The sequence below is a fragment of the Limnobacter thiooxidans genome, from assembly GCF_036323495.1.
GTDB lineage: Bacteria > Pseudomonadota > Gammaproteobacteria > Burkholderiales > Burkholderiaceae_B > Limnobacter > Limnobacter thiooxidans.
On the sequence record NZ_AP028947.1, the window covers coordinates 2,852,997 to 2,875,323 of the forward strand.

Annotated in this window: 17 protein-coding genes; 10 read left to right on the top strand and 7 right to left on the bottom strand. The window is 53.8% G+C overall.

The features are described from left to right. Window positions 1–3: 3 nt before the first annotated feature. The 4 genes from RGQ30_RS12985 to RGQ30_RS13000 all read right to left on the bottom strand — a co-directional run bounded on the left by RGQ30_RS12985 (window position 4) and on the right by RGQ30_RS13000 (window position 3,965). Window positions 4–1,365: a CmpA/NrtA family ABC transporter substrate-binding protein gene (locus RGQ30_RS12985; protein WP_130557820.1), complete on the bottom strand. Its 1,362-nt coding sequence runs from the start codon at window positions 1,363–1,365 to the stop codon at window positions 4–6. Window positions 1,366–1,417: 52 nt separating this feature from the next. Further along, window positions 1,418–2,098 (bottom strand): DJ-1/PfpI family protein, encoded by a 681-nt coding sequence (locus RGQ30_RS12990; RefSeq protein ID WP_130557819.1) that lies wholly within the window; start codon window positions 2,096–2,098, stop codon window positions 1,418–1,420. A 101-nt stretch (window positions 2,099–2,199) separates the two neighbouring features. Continuing rightward, window positions 2,200–2,823 carry a response regulator gene (locus RGQ30_RS12995; RefSeq protein ID WP_130557818.1) on the bottom strand — a complete coding sequence of 208 codons (624 nt, stop codon included), beginning with the start codon at window positions 2,821–2,823 and terminating at the stop codon, window positions 2,200–2,202. Continuing rightward, complete coding sequence (locus RGQ30_RS13000; RefSeq protein WP_130557817.1) at window positions 2,820–3,965, bottom strand: sensor histidine kinase; 1,146 nt, start codon at window positions 3,963–3,965, stop codon at window positions 2,820–2,822. The genes RGQ30_RS12995 and RGQ30_RS13000 overlap by 4 nt, the downstream gene beginning before the upstream one ends. Before the next feature lie 229 nt (window positions 3,966–4,194). On the opposite strand from RGQ30_RS13000, the gene RGQ30_RS13005 reads away from it, so the two are divergent. Further along, window positions 4,195–4,767: a hypothetical protein gene (locus RGQ30_RS13005; RefSeq protein WP_338284493.1), complete on the top strand. Its 573-nt coding sequence runs from the start codon at window positions 4,195–4,197 to the stop codon at window positions 4,765–4,767. A gap of 124 nt (window positions 4,768–4,891) precedes the next feature. Here the strand turns inward: RGQ30_RS13005 and RGQ30_RS13010 are convergent, their stop codons facing one another. The 3 genes from RGQ30_RS13010 to RGQ30_RS13020 all read right to left on the bottom strand — a co-directional run bounded on the left by RGQ30_RS13010 (window position 4,892) and on the right by RGQ30_RS13020 (window position 7,870). Beyond that, on the bottom strand, window positions 4,892–5,593 hold the full coding sequence (locus RGQ30_RS13010) for an NAD(P)H-dependent oxidoreductase (RefSeq protein WP_130557816.1): 702 nt from the start codon (window positions 5,591–5,593) through the stop codon (window positions 4,892–4,894). Between the two features lie 97 nt (window positions 5,594–5,690). Beyond that, a complete protein-coding gene (gene gdhA, locus RGQ30_RS13015; protein WP_130557815.1) occupies window positions 5,691–7,040 on the bottom strand; it encodes an NADP-specific glutamate dehydrogenase in 1,350 nt (449 codons plus the stop codon). A gap of 176 nt (window positions 7,041–7,216) precedes the next feature. Further along, window positions 7,217–7,870, bottom strand: a complete 654-nt coding sequence (locus tag RGQ30_RS13020; protein ID WP_130557814.1) for a response regulator transcription factor — start codon at window positions 7,868–7,870, stop codon at window positions 7,217–7,219. A 162-nt stretch (window positions 7,871–8,032) separates the two neighbouring features. On the opposite strand from RGQ30_RS13020, the gene RGQ30_RS13025 reads away from it, so the two are divergent. The 9 genes from RGQ30_RS13025 to RGQ30_RS13065 all read left to right on the top strand — a co-directional run bounded on the left by RGQ30_RS13025 (window position 8,033) and on the right by RGQ30_RS13065 (window position 22,284). Beyond that, window positions 8,033–8,698: a TetR/AcrR family transcriptional regulator gene (locus tag RGQ30_RS13025; protein WP_130557813.1), complete on the top strand. Its 666-nt coding sequence runs from the start codon at window positions 8,033–8,035 to the stop codon at window positions 8,696–8,698. Next, window positions 8,695–10,149, top strand: a complete 1,455-nt coding sequence (locus RGQ30_RS13030) for a TolC family protein (protein WP_130557812.1) — start codon at window positions 8,695–8,697, stop codon at window positions 10,147–10,149. Before RGQ30_RS13025 ends, RGQ30_RS13030 begins: the two co-directional genes overlap by 4 nt. After that, complete coding sequence (locus tag RGQ30_RS13035; RefSeq protein ID WP_130557811.1) at window positions 10,146–11,192, top strand: efflux RND transporter periplasmic adaptor subunit; 1,047 nt, start codon at window positions 10,146–10,148, stop codon at window positions 11,190–11,192. Before RGQ30_RS13030 ends, RGQ30_RS13035 begins: the two co-directional genes overlap by 4 nt. A 5-nt stretch (window positions 11,193–11,197) precedes the next feature. Next, window positions 11,198–14,254 carry an efflux RND transporter permease subunit gene (locus RGQ30_RS13040; protein ID WP_130557810.1) on the top strand — a complete coding sequence of 1,019 codons (3,057 nt, stop codon included), beginning with the start codon at window positions 11,198–11,200 and terminating at the stop codon, window positions 14,252–14,254. Between the two features lie 198 nt (window positions 14,255–14,452). Continuing rightward, entirely contained in the window at window positions 14,453–16,036 is a 1,584-nt protein-coding gene (locus RGQ30_RS13045) for a hypothetical protein (RefSeq protein WP_130557809.1), read from the top strand. A 191-nt stretch (window positions 16,037–16,227) separates the two neighbouring features. Then, window positions 16,228–17,331: a hypothetical protein gene (locus tag RGQ30_RS13050; protein ID WP_130557808.1), complete on the top strand. Its 1,104-nt coding sequence runs from the start codon at window positions 16,228–16,230 to the stop codon at window positions 17,329–17,331. Window positions 17,332–17,685: 354 nt separating this feature from the next. After that, complete coding sequence (locus tag RGQ30_RS13055; protein ID WP_298217052.1) at window positions 17,686–18,426, top strand: pseudouridine synthase; 741 nt, start codon at window positions 17,686–17,688, stop codon at window positions 18,424–18,426. A 40-nt stretch (window positions 18,427–18,466) separates the two neighbouring features. Then, window positions 18,467–19,900, top strand: a complete 1,434-nt coding sequence (locus RGQ30_RS13060; RefSeq protein ID WP_130557806.1) for a hypothetical protein — start codon at window positions 18,467–18,469, stop codon at window positions 19,898–19,900. Next, window positions 19,897–22,284, top strand: coding sequence for a putative bifunctional diguanylate cyclase/phosphodiesterase (locus RGQ30_RS13065; protein ID WP_130557805.1), 2,388 nt, complete (start codon window positions 19,897–19,899; stop codon window positions 22,282–22,284). Before RGQ30_RS13060 ends, RGQ30_RS13065 begins: the two co-directional genes overlap by 4 nt. Window positions 22,285–22,327: the final 43 nt, after the last annotated feature.

Here is a 22,327-nt window from a genome sequence, read left to right on the forward strand (position 1 = left end):
CGCTCAGCCTTTGGTTCTGGAAATGGCGAAGCTGTTGATGTATTCCTCAGGCTTCTTTGGATCGAAAGGCTTGCCCATCACGCTGAATTTTTTGTCCAGTGTGGAAGGTGTGGCCATGCCCAGTTCTTTCATCAAGCGTGTTGCATCGGTTGCCAAAAACACCTCCTTGGCAATCTTGTTGTAGTTCACCTCGCCCTTGATCTGGCCCCAACGCTTCATCTGCGTCAAAATCCAGATCGCAAAACTCTGGTACGGGAAGGGATCAAAGTCGATGCGCTGTGGGTCTTTCTTGATGCCACCGAGGCCATCGGCATAAGTGCCAGTCAACACCTGCTCCACCACGGTCAAGGGCTGATTCAGGTAGTTGGTGGGGGCAATAGCTGCGGCAATTTCCTTGCGGTTTTCTGGCTTGCGAGCGTACGCAGTTGCATCCAGCACGGCCTTCAACAAGGCCTTGTAGCTGTTGGGGTTCTGGGTCACAAATTCCTTGCTGGCGGCAAAGGCGCAGCAAGGGTGCCCGGCCCAAATTTCTTTCGACAACATGTGGATGAAACCCACGCCGTCATACACTGCGCGCTGGTTCACAGGGTCAGGTGCCAAAAATCCGTCAATGTTGTCAGCCCGCATGTTGGCGACCATCTCGGGTGGAGGCACTGCGCGAATTTGCACATCACGGTCAGGATCAAGACCTGCTTCAGCCAGGTAATAGCGCAGCAGGTAGTTGTGCATGGAGTAATCAAAAGGCACCGCAAACTTGAAGCCCTTCCAGTCTTTCGGATCGCGTTTGTCTTTGTGCTTCATGGCCAGCGTAATGGCCTGCCCGTTGATGTTTTCCACTGCAGGCATGGTCCATGGTATGGCATTAGAACCCACGCCCATGGAGATCGCCAAAGGCATCGGCGACAGCATGTGCGCAGCATCGTATTCCTTGGCCAGCGACTTGTCGCGCACCACCGCCCAACCTGCAGTTTTCACCACTTCAACATCCAGACCCTGCTTGGCATAAAAGCCCAATGGCTGCGCCATGATAATGGGGGTGGCGCAAGTAATCGGAATGAAGCCGACCTTCAGCTTTTGTTTTTCCAGCGGACCATTGCTTTGCGCAAATGCTTCCTTGGCTGCTGCCAAAGGGAACAGGCTGCCAATAGCGGCCATGGCCGTGCCACTGCCCACAGCGCGCAGGAAATTGCGACGCAATTGGTCGTTTGGAAACAGGGCATGCATGACCGCGTTTTCAACGGCACGCTCTTCCATCTGTTGCACGGCCAGCTGCTGTTCATGCTCGGCCTGGCTGCTGTGTTGACCACAGGCGCAGCGCATGCCAAGGCGGGTGTTGGGATCAAACGGGTTCTTGAAAAATGACATGATGTACTCCTGTGCTGTTTTGCAACTGTGGGGGCAACTTGTTTATCTACACTTAAGCCGATGCTCGGTTCAATGCAGGCCGAAAATAATCAATGTCGTGCTGGTATTGCTGGTAGGCCTTGGTGTATTCCATGACGCGGGCCACCTCACAAATGAATTCCTCGTCATAACCAGCCCGGCGCAGCAAATGGAAACCCACTTCCATGCCACTGGCGATACCACCCCCTGTCACCAGTCGGCCAGCGTCCACGACGCGGGCATGGCTGACTTGGCAGGCCGGTGCAATTTCTGCCAGCCGGTCGATGGGTGTTTTACCCAGATGGGACGCTTCAATGCGGTCGGGTTCTTTGCGGTTGGTGGCAGCAAGTCCATCAAGCAGACCCATGCGCGCATAGATCCACGAACCGGTGCACACGCTGGTCAGCAGGCAACTTTTGGGCAGCGATGAAATGTAGCGGTGCAGGTTGCCATTGTTCATTTCCTGCCGGGTACCGAAGCCTCCGGGAATCAGGAATGCGTCCATGGCCGGGGTGTCAGCAAATGAATAGTTGGGAAGCACAGTTAGGCCAGCCTGGGTTTGAACTGGCCGCATGCTTTCTGCAACCAGGAATACATCCAGCTCGGGATCGAAACGTTTGGCCACGGAGAACACGCCATAGGGTGCAGCATAGTCGACCACCTCGGCGTCTTTGAACACATACACACCCAGTCGGAAACCCTGCATTCTGGCCATTGTTTTATCCCCGGCAGCACTACATTGAACAGGACTTCAGTGTGCCAACGATGGCGTTCACCGGGTATCACCGCATTTGTGATTGTGTTGTAGTGCTGGCCCTACAAGCCGTGCTGTTGGGTGTAGTTCACGAGGTCCACGAGATTTTTCAGCTCCAGCTTTTCAAACACACGCGCCCGATAAGTTGACACCGTGTTGCCCGAAAGGCTCAGCGTTTGCGCAATGTGCTGAACGGATTCGCCCTGCGCCATCATGCGCATCACCTGCATTTCCCGATTGGACAAACGTTCGTGCGGAGGTCGGTCTGTGGGCTTTCGCAAATCGTTTGCCATCAGGTTCGCCGTGGAAGGCGTCAGGTAAACCTGTCCCTTGCAGGCCATTTCAAGGGCCTGAATCAATTCCACCGGCGAGCAGCCCTTGTTCAGGTAGGCATTGGCACCACTGCGTATTGCACGCAAGGCAAACTGCGCTTCCGGGTACACCGACAGCATGACCACGCCAATGCCGGGAAACTCGCTGCGTACACTTTTCAACACATCAAATCCGTCACGTTCACCCAAGGCCACATCCAGCAACATGGCATCGAATGGCGCCGAACGAAGCTTTTGCAAAGCCTGGACTCCGTCTTGAGCCTGATCGGTTGTAAAGCGACCTTCAAACTCTTCCAGAATTTGAACCAGACCGCGGCGAATGATCATGTGGTCATCGACAATCAGAATATTCATATCGCCAGTACCTCAGGCAAACGAAGTTTGATGCACACACCTTGCCCCAACATAGAATCAATTGAACAGCGTGCTCCAATGTCCCAGGCTCGCTCTTCGATACCCATCAAGCCAAACCCTGCATTGAATGTTCGCACTGCCATACCACGGCCGTTGTCCTGAATTTCCAGCACAACCGCCCGGCCTTCGGTGTGTACCCGCACATCCACCCGGTTGGCTCCCGAGTGTTTGGCGACATTGTTCAAGGCCTCTTGCAAAATTCGATACAGGGCTGTTTCGGTGGCCTTGCTCAAACGCACATGTTCAAGTGCGGGTTCAAGATCCAGGGTACTCACCACACTGGTGCGTTCAGAGAACTCACCCAGCAAATGCTCCACGGCAGCCCAAAGACCGAGGTGATCAAGAACACCGGGTCGCAGATCAGAAAGAATTCGCCGCAAACTTTCCATGGCACCCTGTGCCAATTCCAGCATGCTCTGTATGCGCAAGGTCAGTTTTTCGTCGCTTGCGCAGCGGTATGAAAGCGCTTTCAATTCCAGATCGAAGGCCGTCAGTTTTGCACCCAGGTCATCGTGCATTTCGCGTGCAATTCGGGTTCGCTCTTCTTCACGTACAGTGGTCAGGTGTGCAGAAAGCCGGCGCATTCTGTCATGAGTTTTTTGTAATTGCGCAGTGCGTTCAATCACTCGGCGCTCCAGTTCTGCTTGGGCCGCAAGGCGAATATTTTGTGCTTCAACGCGCTCGGTAATGTCATTGAAAGTGACCACAGCGCCCACCACGACTTGTTCTTCGAAAATCGGGTAAGAAGCATACTCAGCATGAAAAGAAGTTCCATCGCGACGCCACAAGACTTCGTTGTCGACGCGACACCCCTTGTTTTCCTGGAAGGCACGAAAAATCTGGCACTCACACACTGGCATTAAATCGTGGTTGGCGTACGAATGGTGCATGAGGTAATGCATGTTTCGTCCCAACACTTCATCGGCGGAATAACCCAACATTTCCGCACCGGCTTTGTTGATGAAAACACATCGACCCTTCAGGTCGATACCGTAGATGCCTTCACCAGTGGAATCGAGCAACAACTCAAGTTGTCTGCGCCACGCAGCATGATGTGAAAGTTTTGAAAGATGCTTGAACACCACGGTGCACCTGAAGTTGAATCATCAACAAACTAGCAAGACGAGTGCCAGAAAAAGGCGAGAAAAGTTTTTGAAATTGCACTTGCATGGTGCGAAAAAAAAACCACAAAACCAAACGAAAAATACACACAATCGGGTTGTTGCAGGTGTATTGATGAAAAAAGCTTTTCAGTTAATTAAATTTAATGTAAACATAACTCACCACACCGTTTAAGGAAGGTTACCCAACATGGTTACAACAGATCAAAAGCCAGTCGAAGCCGAAGCAAGCAAAGCAACGCCCGCTCCAAAAAAATCAACAGCAAAAAAACCTGCTGCCAAAAAACCAGCTGCCGCAAAACCTGCTGCTGCTAAAAAACCAGCCGCTGCAAAACCAGCTGCCGCAAAACCTGCTGCTGCTAAAAAACCAGCCGCTGCAAAACCTGCTGCCGCTAAAAAACCAGCTGCTGCAAAACCTGCTGCTGCCAAAAAGCCGGCCGCTGCAAAACCCGCTGCTGCCAAAAAGCCAGCCGCTGCGAAACCCGCTGCCGCTAAAAAGCCAGCCACATCACGCGCCAAGGCAGCCACTGCCAGCGTAGCGAATGCTGCCGGTAAAGCCAAGAAAGCAGCAGTGAAAGCCAAACCCGCCGCCAAGGCGAAGGCTGTCGATGCAAAGTCCGTGTTCAGCGCAACTGATCGCAAGAAACTGTTGAGCGACGTCCAGAAGCAGATCAAGGATCTTGAGAAGCAAGTCAAGGGCATGGTCAAGACAGTTCAAACTGACGTGATTGCCAAGATCAAGAAACAACTGGGCATCAAGTAATTTTCGAACAGCAATAACAACAAAACTGCTACCCAACCTTTTGTATGAAAGGTTAGTGTAGATTTGTGAAAACCCGCGTTGCGCAAGCCTCGCGGGTTTTTTATTGGCGCCAGGGTTTAGCGCTTTACTTCAACGGATTCATTTGTGGATCAAAGTTGTCCAGACTCGGATAAGGCAGCAATTCGCGTTCGGCCAAGCCATCTACTGCTGCATCCAGTTGTTCCATCATTTCAACCCGAGCTTCCTGTGAAATGTAAGGAACATGGTAAGCGGCAAAGGGCTTGAGTACATCAAACCCGGCATAGCCCAAGCTGCCACGCAACACTGGCCGAAGCATGGTGTCCAGGTCACCGTGAATGGCATCGTCGCCAAACATGTGCTCACGCCCACCCAGGGTGAATGTCAGCCATGCGCGCTTGCCCTTCATCAAGCCTCGATCATAAAAATTTCGGCCACCATACACCACACCTGAAAGGAACACACGGTCAATCCAGCCTTTCAGAATCGCTGGCAAGGAAAACCAGTACAAGGGAAAATTCAGAATCAGTAAGTCGCATTGATTCAGCAAGGCGAGTTCTTCGGCAATGTCTGCTGGCAGGGTATTGTTTTTCTGTGCATGACGCTGTTCGAGCGCGTAAACCAGGTAATCAGGGTTGTTGCGATCCTGAAAGTCTGCCGCACTGGCCACAGGGTTGAATTGCTTGGCGTATAGATCAGACACAGTGACGCTATGCCCCTGCGATTCAAACCGATCGCGCATGCGGCTCACCATGGCGCTGCAAAAAGACTGGGGCTCGGGGTGTGCGTGGACAATCAGAACATTCATGGTGTTTTCTTGAAGTGAAGAGGATCAACCATGCTACCAAAAGAAATGGGGCAGCCCTTTCACAGGCCACCCCGTTATGCTCAAAAGCGGCAAGGCCTCAGATAACCCCGTAAGCCAGCATGGCGTCAGCCACTTTCACAAAGCCGCCTACATTGGCACCTTTCAGGTAGTCGATATGCCCGTCTTCATCTGCACCGTACTGCACACAGCGTTTGTGAATATCGCCCATGATTGTTCGCAGTCGCTGATTCAGTTCATCACGTGACCATGACAGGCGCATGCTGTTCTGCGTCATCTCCAAACCCGATACAGCCACACCACCTGCGTTTGCAGCTTTGGAAGGTGCAAACAAGATTCGCGCATTCTGAAACACATCAATGGCGCCTTTTTCGGAAGGCATGTTGGCGCCCTCTGACACACCGATGCAACCATTGGCCACCAGCATGGCCGCCTCTTCAGCGTTGATTTCATTCTGGGTTGCACAGGGAAAGGCGAGGTCACAGGGAATGTGCCACGGGCGTCTGCCAGCGATAAACTCGGCGTGCGGATACTTGAGGATGTAATCGCTGATCCGGGCCCGCTTGACCTCTTTCAACTCCTTGATGTGGGCGAGCTTCTCGGCATTGATCCCTTCACTGTCATGCACCGTGCCGGATGAATCCGAAACAGTCACAACCTTGCCCCCCAAGGTTGTGATTTTTTCAACCGCGTACTGGGCCACGTTGCCTGAACCACTGACACAACACACCTTGCCCTCGAATTTAAGGCCCTTGTGGTTGAGCATGTCTTCCATGAAATACACCACGCCGTAGCCGGTGGCCTCTACACGGATTTCACTGCCGCCAAACGCAAGTCCCTTACCGGTTAATACGCCAGTGAACTCGTTGCGAATACGTTTGTACTGACCAAACATGTAGGAAATTTCCCGCCCACCCACACCAATGTCACCGGCGGGTACGTCTGTGAACGGACCAATGTGGCGACTCAACTCGGTCATGAAAGCCTGGCAGAAACGCATGATCTCCCGATCACTTTTTCCTTTGGGATTGAAATCGGAACCGCCCTTGCCACCGCCCATGGGCAAGCCAGTCAAACTGTTCTTGAAAGTCTGTTCGAACGCGAGAAACTTCAAAATACTCTGTGTCACGTTGTCGTGAAACCGGATACCGCCTTTGTAGGGACCGATCGCATTGCTGTGTTGCACCCTGTAACCACGCTGGGTCCGAACCTGACCCTGGTCATCTTCCCAACAAACCCGAAAACTCACGATGCGGTCAGGCTCGGTCAATCGCTGGAGAATTTGTGCAGCCTCATACTTGGGATTTTTTTCAACAAAAGGAATGATGTGCTGCGCGACTTCATGGACTGCCTGGTGAAACTCCGGTTCGCCGGGATTTCTGCGAATCAGCCCGTTCATGAATTCTTCAAGTTGGGGCGAGGTGCTCATCTCTTATTCTCCTGTGTAAGGACGACATTGGACTGCGTGTAGGCAGTGTAACCAAACGTCAAAAAATGAACAGCACTACCTTATGTGGATATCCCCAAAATATGGGCACAACCTCGGGGATAGAGTGTGGACAAGTAGTCCAAGCCATTCAAAACACGGGGGATTAAGGTGTGTGACTAATTATTGTGCAAACTCGGTTCTGGCAAGGTGCCATGCTGGATCTGGGCATGTCGATAAATGATGGAAGCTTCCATCCTGTTCTTGGCCTTCAGGCGTTCGAGAATGTCTTTGACGTGCCCCTTGACCGTTTCCACACTGATGTACAACTGGGCGGCAATTTCCTTGTTGCTCAGGCCGGCACCGATCAATTCAAGCACTTGTACCTGTTTGTGGGTCAAACCTCTGGAAAGTGGGGGAACATTCAAGATATCAATATTGGCCTGGGCCAGGGCCATCCGGATCATTTCAAGCAGTTTGGGGAACGCGGTCAACTTCGAGATCGCAACAAAACGATCGGTTTGATGACGCTTTAACTGGGTCATCACCCGTTCATCATTGGCTGTGATCAACACAGGGATTGCAGGAAACAGGGTTTCAAAAAGACCGATGAACGTTTCAGGCTGCACATCGCGCAAGTGAAAATCTGAAATGATCAGGGCGGGAAACTCGCGCACAGCATGGTGAGCTGCATCCTTCAATGTAGAAAACTGACGAATGCGGGCGTGCGGCGCCACATCCTTCACCATTTCGACCAGACCAAAGCTGACGATGGGATGATCATCAATTACAAATACCACCTGACGATTCAGGTCATCCGGCCTTTTGAGCACTGTGCCTCCGTGTCGCAACCATTGAATATGGCTTCAATTTATTACCAAAGGTCGTCGCTCGGTGCCGCAAATACACGCATAAAAACAAGGCAGATCTTGTTTTAGACGGTTAAATTGCAAAATTATTGACACAATGTCAACGGCTGTACTACGATCCAATCCATGAACTATTTAAATGAACGTCGTGAAGAGGAAAAGGAACGCCGTCGGGAAGAAATTCTTGATGCGGCTGAACTGGTTTTCTCTGAAAAAGGTTTTGATGCTGCAACCATGGATCAGGTTGCGCGCAAGGCTAGGGTTTCGCGCGCGCTGGTGTATGTCTACTTCAAAGACAAAATGGCACTACAACTGGCTATTTGCCTGCGGGGACTGGGCATACTGCGCGGGCTGTTCGAGCAGGCTCGGACAACACACAACACGGGTGCTGATCAGATTCGCGCAATCGGACATACCTACATGAAATTTGCGCAAGACTACCCCACGCATTTCGCTGTGCTATCAAGGTTTGAAGCTTCTCCCCATGAAATTGTGGAAGGTGACCCCTGCTGCTTCACCATGGACATGATTCAGGCGGGTCAGCAGGTTCATGAGGAAATGGTACTTGCCTTGGTCAAGGGAATGGCAGACAAATCGCTGCGCGGCGATCTCGAAAATCTGATGCAGATTTCAATCACCCTGTGGGGATTCACCCACGGCACCATTCAATTGGCACAGACCAAAAACAATTTCATGACCACCATGGGGATATCAAAAGAATCATTCATGAACCAGGCCGTTGAACTGGTCATGCAATCATTGATCAACCGCACAGGCGGAGGCAAAAAATGAACCGAATTCAATGCACAGGCGCCCATCAACATGGCGCTTTTTTTTATCGATTATTTGACACCTGTCTAGTCAGTACACTGCTGTTGATCGGTCTGAATAATCCACTTACGGTGTCAGCATCCCCCCCTTTGGAAAACTACCTGCGGGAAGCTGTGGCCAACAACCCAGGCCTGGCCCAAGCCAGCTTTGAGGTGGAAGCCGAACGCCAAAGGCTGGCCAACCTGCGCGCGCAGTTTTACCCAACTCTGGCTTTGCAGGCACGTGCCACAGTGGCAGAAGGGGGGCGCACCATCGACTTCCCGGCAGGCGACTTGCTCAACCCTGTGTATGCCGCCCTGAATGCGCAAGCAGGCCCACCTGCCCGTTTCCCAACGGTTGAAAACCAGTCAATCCCCCTGCTTCGCCCAACCGAACAGGACACCCGACTGATTGTGCGGGGCCCGATCTATCAACCCGTACTGAACAAACAGGTTCAAGCGCTCACCCAATCCGTCAGTGCGCAGGAAGCCGCTCGACTCCAAGTGAAAGAGGAACTGGTGCGCGACCTTCAAACAGCGTACTGGCAGTTTGCCCAAGCCAATTCGCGCATTGCCATTCTTCAGGCAAGCCTGCGCACATTGCAGGAAAACGAACGCATCAACACGGTGCGCTACAAGGCGGGTGAAACAACACTGGATGCCCCCAAACGCGCCCAGGCTGAAACCCTGGAAGTGCAAGTGGCCCTTCGCGAGGCACAAACCCAAGCCTTGTTGGCACGGGAATACTTCAACCTGCTTCGTTATTCCCCCAACAACAGCCCCGTCGAACTGCCCGCTGAAGAGTTGACCGCGCAAACTCTGGAAAGCCTGCTGGATGAACTTACTCCCAAATCACCTGGCAGCACTCCTGCACCCGAATTGACAAGGCTTGAAAGCAGCCTCGCTGCACAACGCGCGCAACTGGAGGCCAGTCGTGCCAGCTACAAACCCACACTGGGGTATTCCATTGAAGGGGGCTACCAGGGCCGAGACTACAACACCGGTCCAAACACCGGGTTTGCCAGCGCGTCTGTGGTGTTGAACTGGACATTGGCCGATGCGGGCCTACGCAGCAGCGAAGTAGCCCGCAGCCAGGCACAAGTACACGCACTCGAAGCGAGAACGCGGCAAGTCAACCGGCAACTGCAACTGGCCAAATTGCAAGCCCGTGAAAACCTGATGGTGTCACTGGACAACATTCAGGCCCGAATGGCCCAGCAAGCCGCATCAGAGGAAAGCCTGCGCATCAATGAACGCAAACGCGATTCCGGCGAAACAACTCAGGTGGAATTTTTGAGTGCCGAACAAATCGCCATGCGTGCTCGCCTCGGTTTGGCAACCGCCGTGTACCAGGCCCGAATAGACCATGCCATTTGGCAATACAACAACAGAATCATTCCAGAGCCAAGCCCACAGGAAGGAGCTCAACCATGAAACCTCTCGTACTAGTCCCTGTTCTTTCCCTGCTGGTCCTCACCGCATGCGGCCCAAGTACACCTGAACAAGCACCTGCCGTTGAATACCGTCTGGTGAAAGCAGCAGCCGTCGAAAGCGGGCCAGCAGCCGACCTGATTGAAGTGCCAGGAATTGGCGCCTTCCGGGATGAAACACGACTCAGCTTCAAAGTGGGTGGTGTGATTGAACGCGTCAGTGTGCGTGAAGGCGAAAGTGTTGAAAAGGGTCAGCGACTCGGAGCGCTCAACAAACAGGATGTGGATGCTGCAGTCAGCCAGGCCAGTGCGAATTTCGACAAAGCCCAGCGTGATCTCGTTCGGGGTCGCCTGCTGCGTGAACAGGAGGTAATCCCCAAAGTACAACTGGACAACCTGGAAACAGCTGCACAGGCAGCACGGGCCCAGCTCACACAGGCCCGGTTTGCAAGCCAGACAGCGGAAATCACAGCCCCTGCCAGCGGCTTGGTGCTGAAGCGTTACGCTCAGGTGGGCGAAGTGGTTTCCCCGGGCCAACCAATATTACTTGTTGGCAGCAAAAGCAGTGGTTTTGTAATGAAAGCAAGTCTGACCGATAGGCAGGCCGTGCACATGCAATTGGGCAAAAAAGCTGAAGTGGAATTCGATGCACTACCCGGCACAAGCTGGCCAGGTAAAGTGATTGAACTGAGCCAGGCTGCAGACCCGTCCACGGGTACTTATGGCGTGCTGATCGCGGTGGACACCACCGCCCATGAAGGCATCAACCTGCTTTCCGGCATGCAGGGCCGGGCGCGTATTGAACCCACCAACTTTACCGGCACACGCAGCTACGTACCCATTGAAGCCGTCGTTGAGGGCGACAACAAATCAGCCTGGCTTTTCACGGTGCAAGCCGACAACACAGTGAAGCGTCAATCTGTGCAGGTGGCTTTTATCAGTGGGAACCGTATTGCCCTGCAAGACACACTGCCCGAAGGAACACGCGTGGCCAGCACTGGGGCTGCCTACCTGCAAGACGGTGAAACCGTCAAAGTGCAGGAGTAAGCACCATGAAACTGTCTGACTTCTCCATCAAGAATTACCAGTTTACGCTGGTGATTTTTTTCCTGCTAAGCGCCATCGGCATCAGCGCCTACCAGAACATTCCAAGAACGGAAGACCCCTACTTCGACATCAGCGCATTTCGAATCAACGTTCTGTATCCAGGAGCCGATCCGCGTGAAATGGAACAGCAAGTCGCCAAGCCCATTGAAGATGCACTTCGAAGCCTGGACGACTTGAAGGAAATGCTGTCAACGTCGCGTAACAGCGGTGGCGTGGTATTTGTCCGCTTCAATGCAGAGGTGGATGTCGACAAGAAATTTGACGAAGTGAATCGCGAGCTGAACAGCATTCGTGACAAGCTGCCCGCGGGCATACAAAAGCTGGAAATCGAACGGATCAACCCCGGCTTTACCAACATCATTCAATACTCGCTGGTGTCGGAAACTGCCAGCTATGCCGATTTGGCCAACTACGCAGAAGACTTGTCAGAAGCATTTGAACGCATTTCATCGGTGCGCGAAAGCGAAAGCAGGGCTTATCCGGAACAACAGGTTCGCGTCACCCTGAACTTCAAAAAGCTGGCTGAACTGGGTATTCAAGCCAGTGACGTGGCCCGTGTCATAGAAGGTGAGTCATTGAACATACCCGGTGGCCCGGTGGAGCAAGGCGGCCGCCTGTTGAATGTGCAAACGTCCGGGCAATACCGCAGCGTGGAAGAAATTCGAAACACTGTGATTGCCGGTACCGGCGCAGGGGGTGAACTGGGTGGTCGGCTGATCCGTGTCGGCGACATTGCCGATGTTCAATGGGACTATGAAAACCAGGAAGTGATGGCCCGCTTCAATGGCCAGCGTGCCGTGTTTGTCACAGCCAACCAGAAAGACGAACGCAATATTTTCGTGACCCAAAAAGCACTGGAAGAAACGGCCAATGAGTTTGAAAAAACACTGCCCCCCAACATCAAACTGGAACGGGGCTTTGAACAATACAAAAACGTTGAACAACGCATTGACCGCCTGACTTTCGACTTTGCACTGGCTGTGATGCTGGTGTTGATCACCCTGCTGCCCTTGGGCTTGCGCGCGGCTGGCATTGTGATGGTATCGGTTCCCCTGTCACTGCTGACAGGTCTTGCCTGCATGTATTACGCAGGCTTTTCCTTGAACCAGCTTTCAATTGCAGGCCTTGTGGTGGCGCTTGGTTTGCTGGTCGACGATTCGATTGTGGTGATTGAAAACATTGCCCGCTACCTGCGCATGGGGCACAGCCGGGTTGAGGCAGCCAAGTTGGCGACACGGCAAATTTCACTGGCCGTGGTCGGTTGTACCGCCACCTTGCTGTTTGCATTCCTGCCCCTGCTGATGCTGCCTGACAACGCCGGAAAATTCATTCGCTCCCTGCCAGTTGCGGTGGTCTTCACCGTGATCGCCTCGCTGTTTGTGGCGCTGACCATCATTCCATTTCTGGCCAGTCGTGTACTGAAAAAAGACGAGAACGAGCATGGCAACATCGTGCTTCAAAAGCTGATGGGGCTGATCGACAGAATTTACACGCCCCTGTTGCACCGCGCCTTGCAAACACCGAAAACTGTCGTGGCCGCGTCCTTGGTGCTGTTTGTAGCAAGCCTGGGTTTGGCACCCTTGATGGGCATGTCACTGTTTCCCAAAGCGAACACACCGCAGTTTGTGATCGAGGTGAGCTTACCCCCTGGCTCCAGCCTGACAGCCACCGACAGCGTGATAAAACAGGTTGAAGACAAGTTGACCAGGTTCGATGAAATTACTGCGGTCATGGCCACGGTTGGCCAAGGCAATCCGCAAATTTATTACAACGTGTTTCAACAGGACAAACAATCCAACGTGGGTGAATTGTTTGTTCAACTCAAGGCTTATGACGACGACACGCCGAAACTTCTGGATGACATTCGTCATGAATTGAAACAGATTCCCGGGGCCAATCTGATTGTCCGCGAATTTGAAAATGGCCCGCCAGTGGATGCACCCATCGGCATTCGTTTGGTTGGCCCTGAAATTGAAACCCTGCGAGACCTTTCCGCACAGGTTGAACGCATCATGCTGAACAACCCCGGCACCCAGAACGTGGACAACCCGCAGCGCACGGGCCGCAGCGACCTGCGCTTGAAGGTGAATTTCGAGAAGGCTGGTTTGTTGGGCGTGAATTCCGCACAATTGGACCAGGCTGTTCGACTGGCCATTGCAGGCAAGTTTGCGGGCGAAATTCGCCAAAGCGATGGCGATGCCTACACCATCAGCGTACGTGGTCCTGCTGGTGAACGCAGCAGCCTGGACGCACTGGACGATTTCCATGTCATTTCACGCAATGGCCAGGCTGTGCCACTGACCCAACTCACCACGCTGGAACTGGACAGCAACATCAACAGCATCTATCGCTTTGACCGGGAACGTGCTGTGTTGCTGACCGCCTACACCCGCACCGGCTACAACACTGAAAAAGTCAGCCAGGAAATTGCGCGACAAATTGACGAAATGGGTCTGCCCACGGGTTACCGCTACAAAATGGCGGGCGAAGTCAAAAGTCGTGAAGAAAGTTTTGCTGGTTTCGGTACCGCCATCCTGATCACGGTGTTCGGCATTCTCGCCATTCTGGTGCTTGAATTTGGCAGTTTCAGAAGCACGTTGATTGTGCTGTTCGTGATTCCCCTCGGTGTCACCGGTGGCATGGTGACCTTGTTCCTCACGGGCAATTCGCTCAGCTTTACAGCGGTTATCGGTTTCATCGCGCTGATCGGGATTGAAATCAAAAACTCGATTTTGCTGGTGGACTTCACCAATCAACTGCGTGAAGAAGGCAAAGAGCTGGATGAATCCATCGAAGAAGCAGGACGCATCCGCTTCCTTCCGATTTTGCTGACCAGTGCCACCGCCGTGGGTGGTCTGTTGCCACTGGCGCTGCAAGGGGGTGGGCTTTACTCACCAATGGCTTGGGTCATTATTGGCGGGTTGATTTCATCGACTTTCATTGGCAGGCTTGTTACCCCCGTGTTGTACAAACTGTTGCCACCCGACCTTCAGGCCAAATAAGTAAATCTGAAAAAACCAACCCCGCAAATGCGGGGTTTCCTCGTTGTGTAGAACGGAACCTTGTGTGGAACTTTCCACCCCGTGCTTCCAGGATAGGTGCTCGACCATCACCTTCTGGAGCCCTACGTGAGCACCCTTGCACAATTCTCAACCCCTGCCAATGTTCAAGATTTTTCAAACCCTGCACAGCAGGCACTAATGAACACCGCCTGGAGTGGCAATGTCAATCGCTGGGTAGAGGCTTCTTTGGTGGGCGATGTGTGGGACTTGGTCAACTACGGCCCTCGGCCGGCTTTCTACAACCCACTGACCACAGACGTGCCCGCCATTGCGGCCAACGCAGCCATTCCCTGGCAAGCTTTTCCCGGGCGAATTTCTGCCCTGTTTTCCAACAATTCGAACGACTGGTTTGAATGGGCCGACAACGGCGTGACCCAACAGGTCACCACCGACCTGTGCACCCAGCAATCCATCACGCCAATTCCTTACCCGCCCACTGGCCCGCGCGGTTGGCAAGATGAATACTGCGAGTGGAGCGTGCAGCGCAACAGCAACAACCAGATCACCAGCGTCATGTTCACTTGCGAGAACCCGGAATACTGGTTCACCTTGTGGGAAGTCAGCCCTGCGCAAGTGCTTGCGCTTTATCAAAGCCTGGTGAGCCCCAATGTGCAACTGGCCGACTTGTGTGTGCCCAATGTGAATGATCCCATCACCGGTCAGCCCGCCTACAACCCCTTGAACAAGTGGAATGCCGGCACCCAGACTTTGCCCAATTCGGGCGGTGCGGTTCACTTGACCAGCTCGCCCAACACCCTGGGTGCAGAGTTTGACCTGGCAGCTGCCGCCACCATTCCGCGCAGCGTGAATGGTCAGCCAGTGCAATCGGCTTCGCAATTGGTGTGTTGCGCCAAGTACGGCAAAATTGGTCGCCACAGCGACCCCACCATTGGTCAAACCGTCAACCAGGTCGTCAATTACACAGCCTCACTGCCGCAGGCACAGGCCACACTGACCAACCCGGTTGGCCTGTACATGCAAACCCCCAACTTCACCCAGTACACCACCCCTGATGGCACACCCGCCAGCGAATTCTGGACAGTGGTGCGTGGCGAATTGAAAAACCCGAGCATTCCCGGCGACATTGACCGAATTCTGCACGCAACATTTGAAGTACCTGCGAGCAAAGGCTACACCGTCAGCGACATTACCATTGCTGGCAGCCCCATTCAGTGGGCTTCACAGATCACGAACACGTTCCAGATGTCACTGATGGCCACGGTGTTTGCCAACAGCGGTGTAACGCAAACCGCATTGAGCTGCACATCTCTGAATAACAATCCCAGCGCAGCCGTGTCAGCCATTCAGGATGCCACTGCCTTTGCCGCCTATCGCAGCATTGAACAACAAATGAATGAACTGCCACTGTCCATTCCCATTCTTGCGTTTCCATTGGAACCTGGCATGGTGCGAAGCAATGTGGCCCTGATGCTGAATACGGGCGATGCGCCCAGTGGTGGGACTTTCAAGGTGGTGGAGGGAGATGTGGACATCCAGGTCACGGGTATGCAATCGGTTGCCGGCATGCAGGTTTACATTGTGACCCTCACTGCTGGCGCGAATGCCAAGCCGGGCGACAAAACCATCCTGGCCAGCATACCGGGCATGCCATCGAGTCAGCAGGCTGCGATTGGTCTGTTGACAGTGGTCGGGCAACTGAACGGGAAACAATCCAGTTTGGCTGGTCAGGCTAAACCGTATTTCCGCAAAGGCCGCGCATGAACAAGAGCGCCATTAAGACAACCAAGCCTGCCAGCCTGCGCTTTTCAGTTCTGCTCTCACTTCTTTTGACATGCCACGTCGCACAAGCTCAAAGCCCCGTGTGCGGAAGTCCCTTCAACCCAATGCCGGTGTTGCAACCTGTTCTGCCCAGCGCGTCCTTTTCACAAAGCGACGCTGCTGTGGACTGTTACATGTGGCAAACCTTCATCTACCTGACCTGGCCTGCGAAAGCGGGTCAGGGAGGGCAACCAGATCCCAATGCCTCCTATGGCAAAGGTGGCGCAACCGTGTGGGAAACATTCCGACAATTCGATACCGTGTTTTTACCCAATGGGCAAAAACCACTGCCCTGGAATTCGGGCACCCTCATGCGCGCCACGAAAAAACCGCGTGTGCTGAAAAACACATCCAAAATGTTCAGGGCGCTTTCAACCGCCGAAAGCACCGCCTTGGACGAAACCCAGCAAGCCGGTGGTGGCGTGCTGATCGACCAGAACGGGCAAACTGTTTATTACGAAATGTCGATGAATCAAACGGAGTTCAACTATATCACCACCAACACGCTGTACGAGGCCAATCAACAAAACGCCTATGCGCAGAACACCGGGATTGTGCTGCCACCTGATTCCATTGAAATCAAGGCGGCCTGGAAAGTGCTCAGCACCCAGGAGGCCAACGCAACACCACCCCGCTTTCACACTACCCTTGCGCTGCTGCCGAACCAGCCCAAGGCAGTGACCATGGGTTTGGTTGGCTTGCACATCATGGTGGTGCCTTCTGCCACGAACTTCAATCAGGGCTTCTGGGCTACCTTCAAGCAAGTAGACAATGCACCGCTGGCTGGCGCGGCAGGTCAAGGCCCTTATTCCTTTTACAACCCGGCCTGCAGCCCTGCCAATTGCCCGGTCAATGTACAAACCAAGGCACCTACACCCACACAAGTGCAACAGGTATTTGACGCACCTCCCGAAGCACAGGGCGTGAACACCTACATTGCGCAAATGATCGCCTCCAGCAGCACGCCTTCGGCCGTGTGGCAAAACTACCAGTTGATCGACGTGCAATGGCCCACTTCCCCCCAAAGCATTCAGGGCCCCGGCAAAAAGCCACCCTTGCCCAACGGCACCCCCAACACCAACACCTTGATGAACCCGGTGCTGGAAACATTTCTGCAACAGCAAAACCTCAGCTGCCTGACCTGCCATACCGGGGCCAGCACCGCCAAAGCACAAGGATTTCCTGGGTTTACAAGCGGCTACAGCTTTTTGTTCGGTCATGCCAAGCCCAGTCAGTGAGCGCTGACAATTCATGGTGAGTCCAGTTGAATTGGCCTACAATACGGGCTAATTAAACAAGGACTTACCGCAATCATGAAAAAACCCGCAGGCCGCAACGGCAGCGCAGGCAACTCGGACCGCTCTGGCCCGCCCAAACGACCCAGCAACCGCAACAAACCTGACGTGGCGCCCAGGTCAGCAGCCACACCAGGCCGGGGCCGCCCTACCACCACGGGTAGCACCAAAGCCGCGCCGGCAAAGCCCGCAGCACCCGGACGTGGTCGTGCAGCCACGCGCAGCGCGCCAGTTGCGCCACCCGCTGGTACCGTACGCCCACGCCGCAGCAAGGTTACCGGCACCAACACACTGGACATGCTCGATCCGTTTGAGCCACAACGCCTGAGCAAGATCATGGCTGCCAAGGGATTGTGTTCGCGCCGTGAAGCAGACTTTCTGATTGAAAACGGCTGGGTCCGCGTGAACGGCAAGGTGGTCGACGAACTGGGTGCCAAAGTGCTGCCCACCGTCACCATTGACCTGGATGCCCGCGCCAAGAATGTGCTGAGCAAGCAGGTCACCATTTTGTACCACAAGCCCATTGGTGTGGTTTCTGGCCAGCCCGAGGGGCGCTACAAGGCTGCGATGGAATGTTTGGGCCTGGAAAACCAGGCTGACCGAAAAACCTCCACGCCCTTTCAGCCCGCCATGTTGAAGGGCTTGGCACCCGCGGGGCGGCTGGACATTGATTCAACAGGCTTGCTGGTGTTGACCCAAGACGGCCGCATTGCCAAACAACTGATCGATGCCAATTCCACCGTGGACAAGGAATACCTGGTTCGTGTTGAAGGCGAACTGAACGACCGGGGCCTAGAGATGTTGCGTTATGGCATCAGCCTCGATGGTGAAGCCTTGAAACCAGCGCAGGTCAGCTGGCAAAACGAAGACCAGCTTCGGTTCATCTTGAACGAAGGCAAAAAACGCCAGATTCGTCGCATGTGTGAAATCGTGGGCTTGCGGGTTGTGGGCCTTAAGCGGGTGCGAATTGGCCGCGTGATGCTGGGCGACCTACCCGTGGGTCAATGGCGCTTGCTAACCCCGGAAGAACGGTTCTAAAAGGCTGATAATTCCACTCTGTTCAGGTGATTGATTTGCGTTGAAGACAGGTACTCTCGAATTTCACATTCGGATACGTTACCTCGAGATTCAACGCATGCAAGCCCAGTACACGGCCACTCGGCCGACCGGCCCCCAGGCCATCCACCCACCGCATCTCGCCACCGACCTGGGGGCCATTCGCATTCAGGCCGATCAGTTGTGTGTGTGGGTCAGCCTGGCCTGCCTCGGGTTCGCCGTTGTCCAGGGGCTTGCCTACAACAACCTGGCCGAGGCACTGGGCTGGGGCGTTCCCCTGTTTTCAGCCAGTTACCTCCTAACCCGTTTTTTTGCGGGTCAAACACTCACCATGTACCTGAATGCCGCACTGCTGGTGGGCATGGGAGCCTTGCATGTGCATGTGGCACGCGGGCTGCTCGAATTTCATTTCAGCTTCTTCATGCTGCTGCCGGTCATGCTGGCCTATCGGGATACGCGCCCATTGATCGGCATGGGCCTCATGATTGTGGCCCATCACATCGTATTCGACATGCTGCAACGCGCAGGCTTTGACTGCTATATATTCCGTGGCCCGTTTTCCGGCTTGCCCGCAGTGGCATTGCATGGTTTCTACGTGGTGGTGGCGGTCCTGCTGTTGTCAATGATCGCGAAAACGCTTCGCGACCATGCCATGGCCGCGCAGGAAAGCTCGCAACTGATCAGCTACCTCGACAAGGAAAAAGGGATCAATCTCCAAGTTCGCGCGCAACCGGACGAGGCCGGGAAAGTGTCAGCAATGGGCAAGGTATTCAACGACTACGCCGACAACATGAGCCTGGTCGTTGCAGCATTCAAAATGCTTCGTACCGATATTCGTGAGCTGTCACACATCGCGAAACACCTCGGTGCAGACAACACCCACCAGGTCGAAGACAGCGCACAAGCCTCCAGAAACCTGCGAACTTTCATCCAACACCTCGGCGACCAAACCCGCATGGGGCAGACCACCGCAGACCTGTCGAGAAAAGTCACGGAAGATTGTTTCGACCTCATTAACGAACTCAACCAGTCGCTTGAGCAGTTGCAAAAAATCAGCAAAAACGCCTTCGACAGCAAACAGCAACTTCAGAGCCTGCACAAGGAATTGAACAAGCTACCCGAATCGTCATCGCAGCAACACCTGCAAGTCACCTTGAATAATCTGGACAATTTGAACGAGCGCACCAACGACTTCATGAACAAGATGGATCTGTTGAAAAGCGGATTGAATGCGATTGAAAACCAGGTGGTGTCGATTGACAGGGCCACTCACCAATGGGTGGAGAACGGCCATGCAAACCAGCGACAGGGCTGGGAAGTTCTAGGGTCAATGGACAGCATGCAAACCCGGGCAGAAAGCGCACTGCGCACCTTGGGCAGCACGGTACAGACCATTCTGCGTGCCGATGAACTGACCCGCGAAATGGAGAAAAGACTTTCGAGGTTTGACCTGTGAGCCTGAGCAATGTGCTGGATGACCCCATGGTCAATGAGTTACTGGAAAGTGACTCGGTTCGCCATGCGATTGTGGGTCACTTTGGCGAGGAACTGAGCCTGGTGGCCGCGAGCAAATTCTTCCGGCAACATGTAGGGTTCAAATCGGGTAGTGAATTGCTGGTCAACCGCTACGGCATGTCGGTTTACCGAGCCCTCTCCAACGCCCTGCTCAAGAACCAGGGTTGGACAGGCCATGTCAAAGTGCGCTCCCAGTGGTTTCGTTTGCAAATGTTGGCCCACAGTGGCTTCGGTATTCTGTGCGAGCAGGATGCTGCTGAACACAAGGGATTGGCTGGGGAACAGATTATTGCAAAGGTCGGCCCCGCCCTCTCCACGAACAACAAATCAATGCCAGCAAGTGTTTTGCTGGTGGTGGATGACAAGGGAACAATCAGAAACACCAGCCCTTCGCTGGAAGAGTTTCTCGGGCAGAGCAGCGAGCAGCTTCGACAGGTGGATGCAGCAAACCTGGTTTTTCGCACCGACGTCGGACAATTCAAGCGCCTGCTTGATCAAGTGAAGTATCAAACCACTTCTGCAGACGGTTCATTTCGCTTGCGCAACATTCACAACGACGTGGTGTACTTCGACTGGACCGCCGCATGCAGCGGTGGGGATGTGATGCTGATCGGTCGCTCCAGCAACATTCACCTGGAAGAAGCACTGGTCAAAAGTGAAGAACGGATCAACAACATTCTTGAATCAATGGACGATGCCTTTTTTGCCATCGACATGAACGGCTATGTGAACTACCTGAACGAAAAAGGTGCGGAGCTTCTGGGGAAAAGTGCCCCCCTTCTGCTGGGCAGAATGGTTTGGGAACGCGCCCCCCATTTGAAAAAAACTCCCCTGTTCAAATACGTGAACCAGGCCAAGAGCAGCATGCAACCCGAAACATTTCAGTGGCAAGACCCAGCCAAGGACATGTGGTATCAGGTGAAAGCATTTCCCAGCGATGAACTGATTTCAATCTTCTTCACTGACATCAGTTCCATCAAGCACAATGAAAACAAGATGCACCACCAGGCTACCCACGATTCACTGACGGGTCTGCCAAACAGGTTGGCCCTCTCACAGGCGCTCGGGGAGTTGTTGGGCAACGACCAGATCAAGGATTTCAAACTGGGTTTGCTGTTCATTGACCTTGACGGCTTCAAGGCGGTGAACGACACGCTGGGCCACGACCGCGGCGACGACCTGTTGATTGCGGTCTCCAAGCGGCTTCGAAGCGTGGTTCGAAATTCCGACATTGTGGCGCGCCTGTCAGGTGACGAATTTGTCATCACCCTACCCTACATCGCAGACCAGGACACCGCATTCAATGTGGGCCGGAAGGTGGTTGATGCGGTGAGCAAAAAACCGTTCGAACTGGGTGACAAGAAAATTTATGTCGGTGCTTCAGTGGGCGTCGCCCTGTTCCCCGAAGATTCGCAAGATGTGGAAGGGCTGCTCAAGCACGCAGACATCGCCATGTACCAGGCCAAACAGGCTGGCAAGAACACTGTGCGCATGTTTCACGCCAACATGAGTGCCGCACTACAAATCAAGGTTGACCTTGAAAATGATTTGCATGAGGCCATACTGAATGACCGAATCGAATTGCATTATCAGCCGCGATTCAACTCGGATGGTTCCATTTGCTCAGTTGAAGCATTGGCTCGCATGCGATCCCGGTCTGGTGAACTGATTCCCCCTGCGCAATTCATTCCTATTGCCGAAGAAACCGGTTTGATCATCCCCATGGGTGAACAGGTCTTGCGAAAGGCATGCCGCTGGGTTCAAGACACCAACAAGAAACTTAAAAAACCAATCAGTGTGTCGGTGAATGTGTCAGGAATCCAGTTGCTGGATGGTCAACTGTGCGCCACCGTTGAAAAGGTTCTGAAGCTGAGTGGGCTCGCGCCTGAAATGCTTGAACTTGAATTGACGGAAACCGTGCTGATGCAAAACCAGGATGCTGTGCTGCAGGATTTGAACAAACTACACGCACTGGGTGTGATTTTGTCCATTGACGATTTCGGCACAGGCTATTCCTCACTGGCTACCTTGCACCGCATGCCCGTGCAATCCATCAAACTGGACCGATCCTTTGTCAGCGACCTGCCCGACAAAGTAGACAGCGTGGTTCTCTCGCGCACGGTGCTGGCCATGGCCAAGGCACTGGGTTTGAAAGTGGTCGCTGAAGGTGTGGAAACTTCGGAGCAACGTGATTTTCTCATTGATGCGGGAGTACCCGAGCTTCAAGGTTTTGGCCTTGCGCGGCCCATGACAGCTGACGACTCCCGGCAGTTTGTGTGGGCACAGCAGATCACGAGCGATTCGGCCAAGAAAATTCTGGTTTGAGCGCTTTGCGTGCTGATCAAAGCGACATTCGGCTGTATGCAGA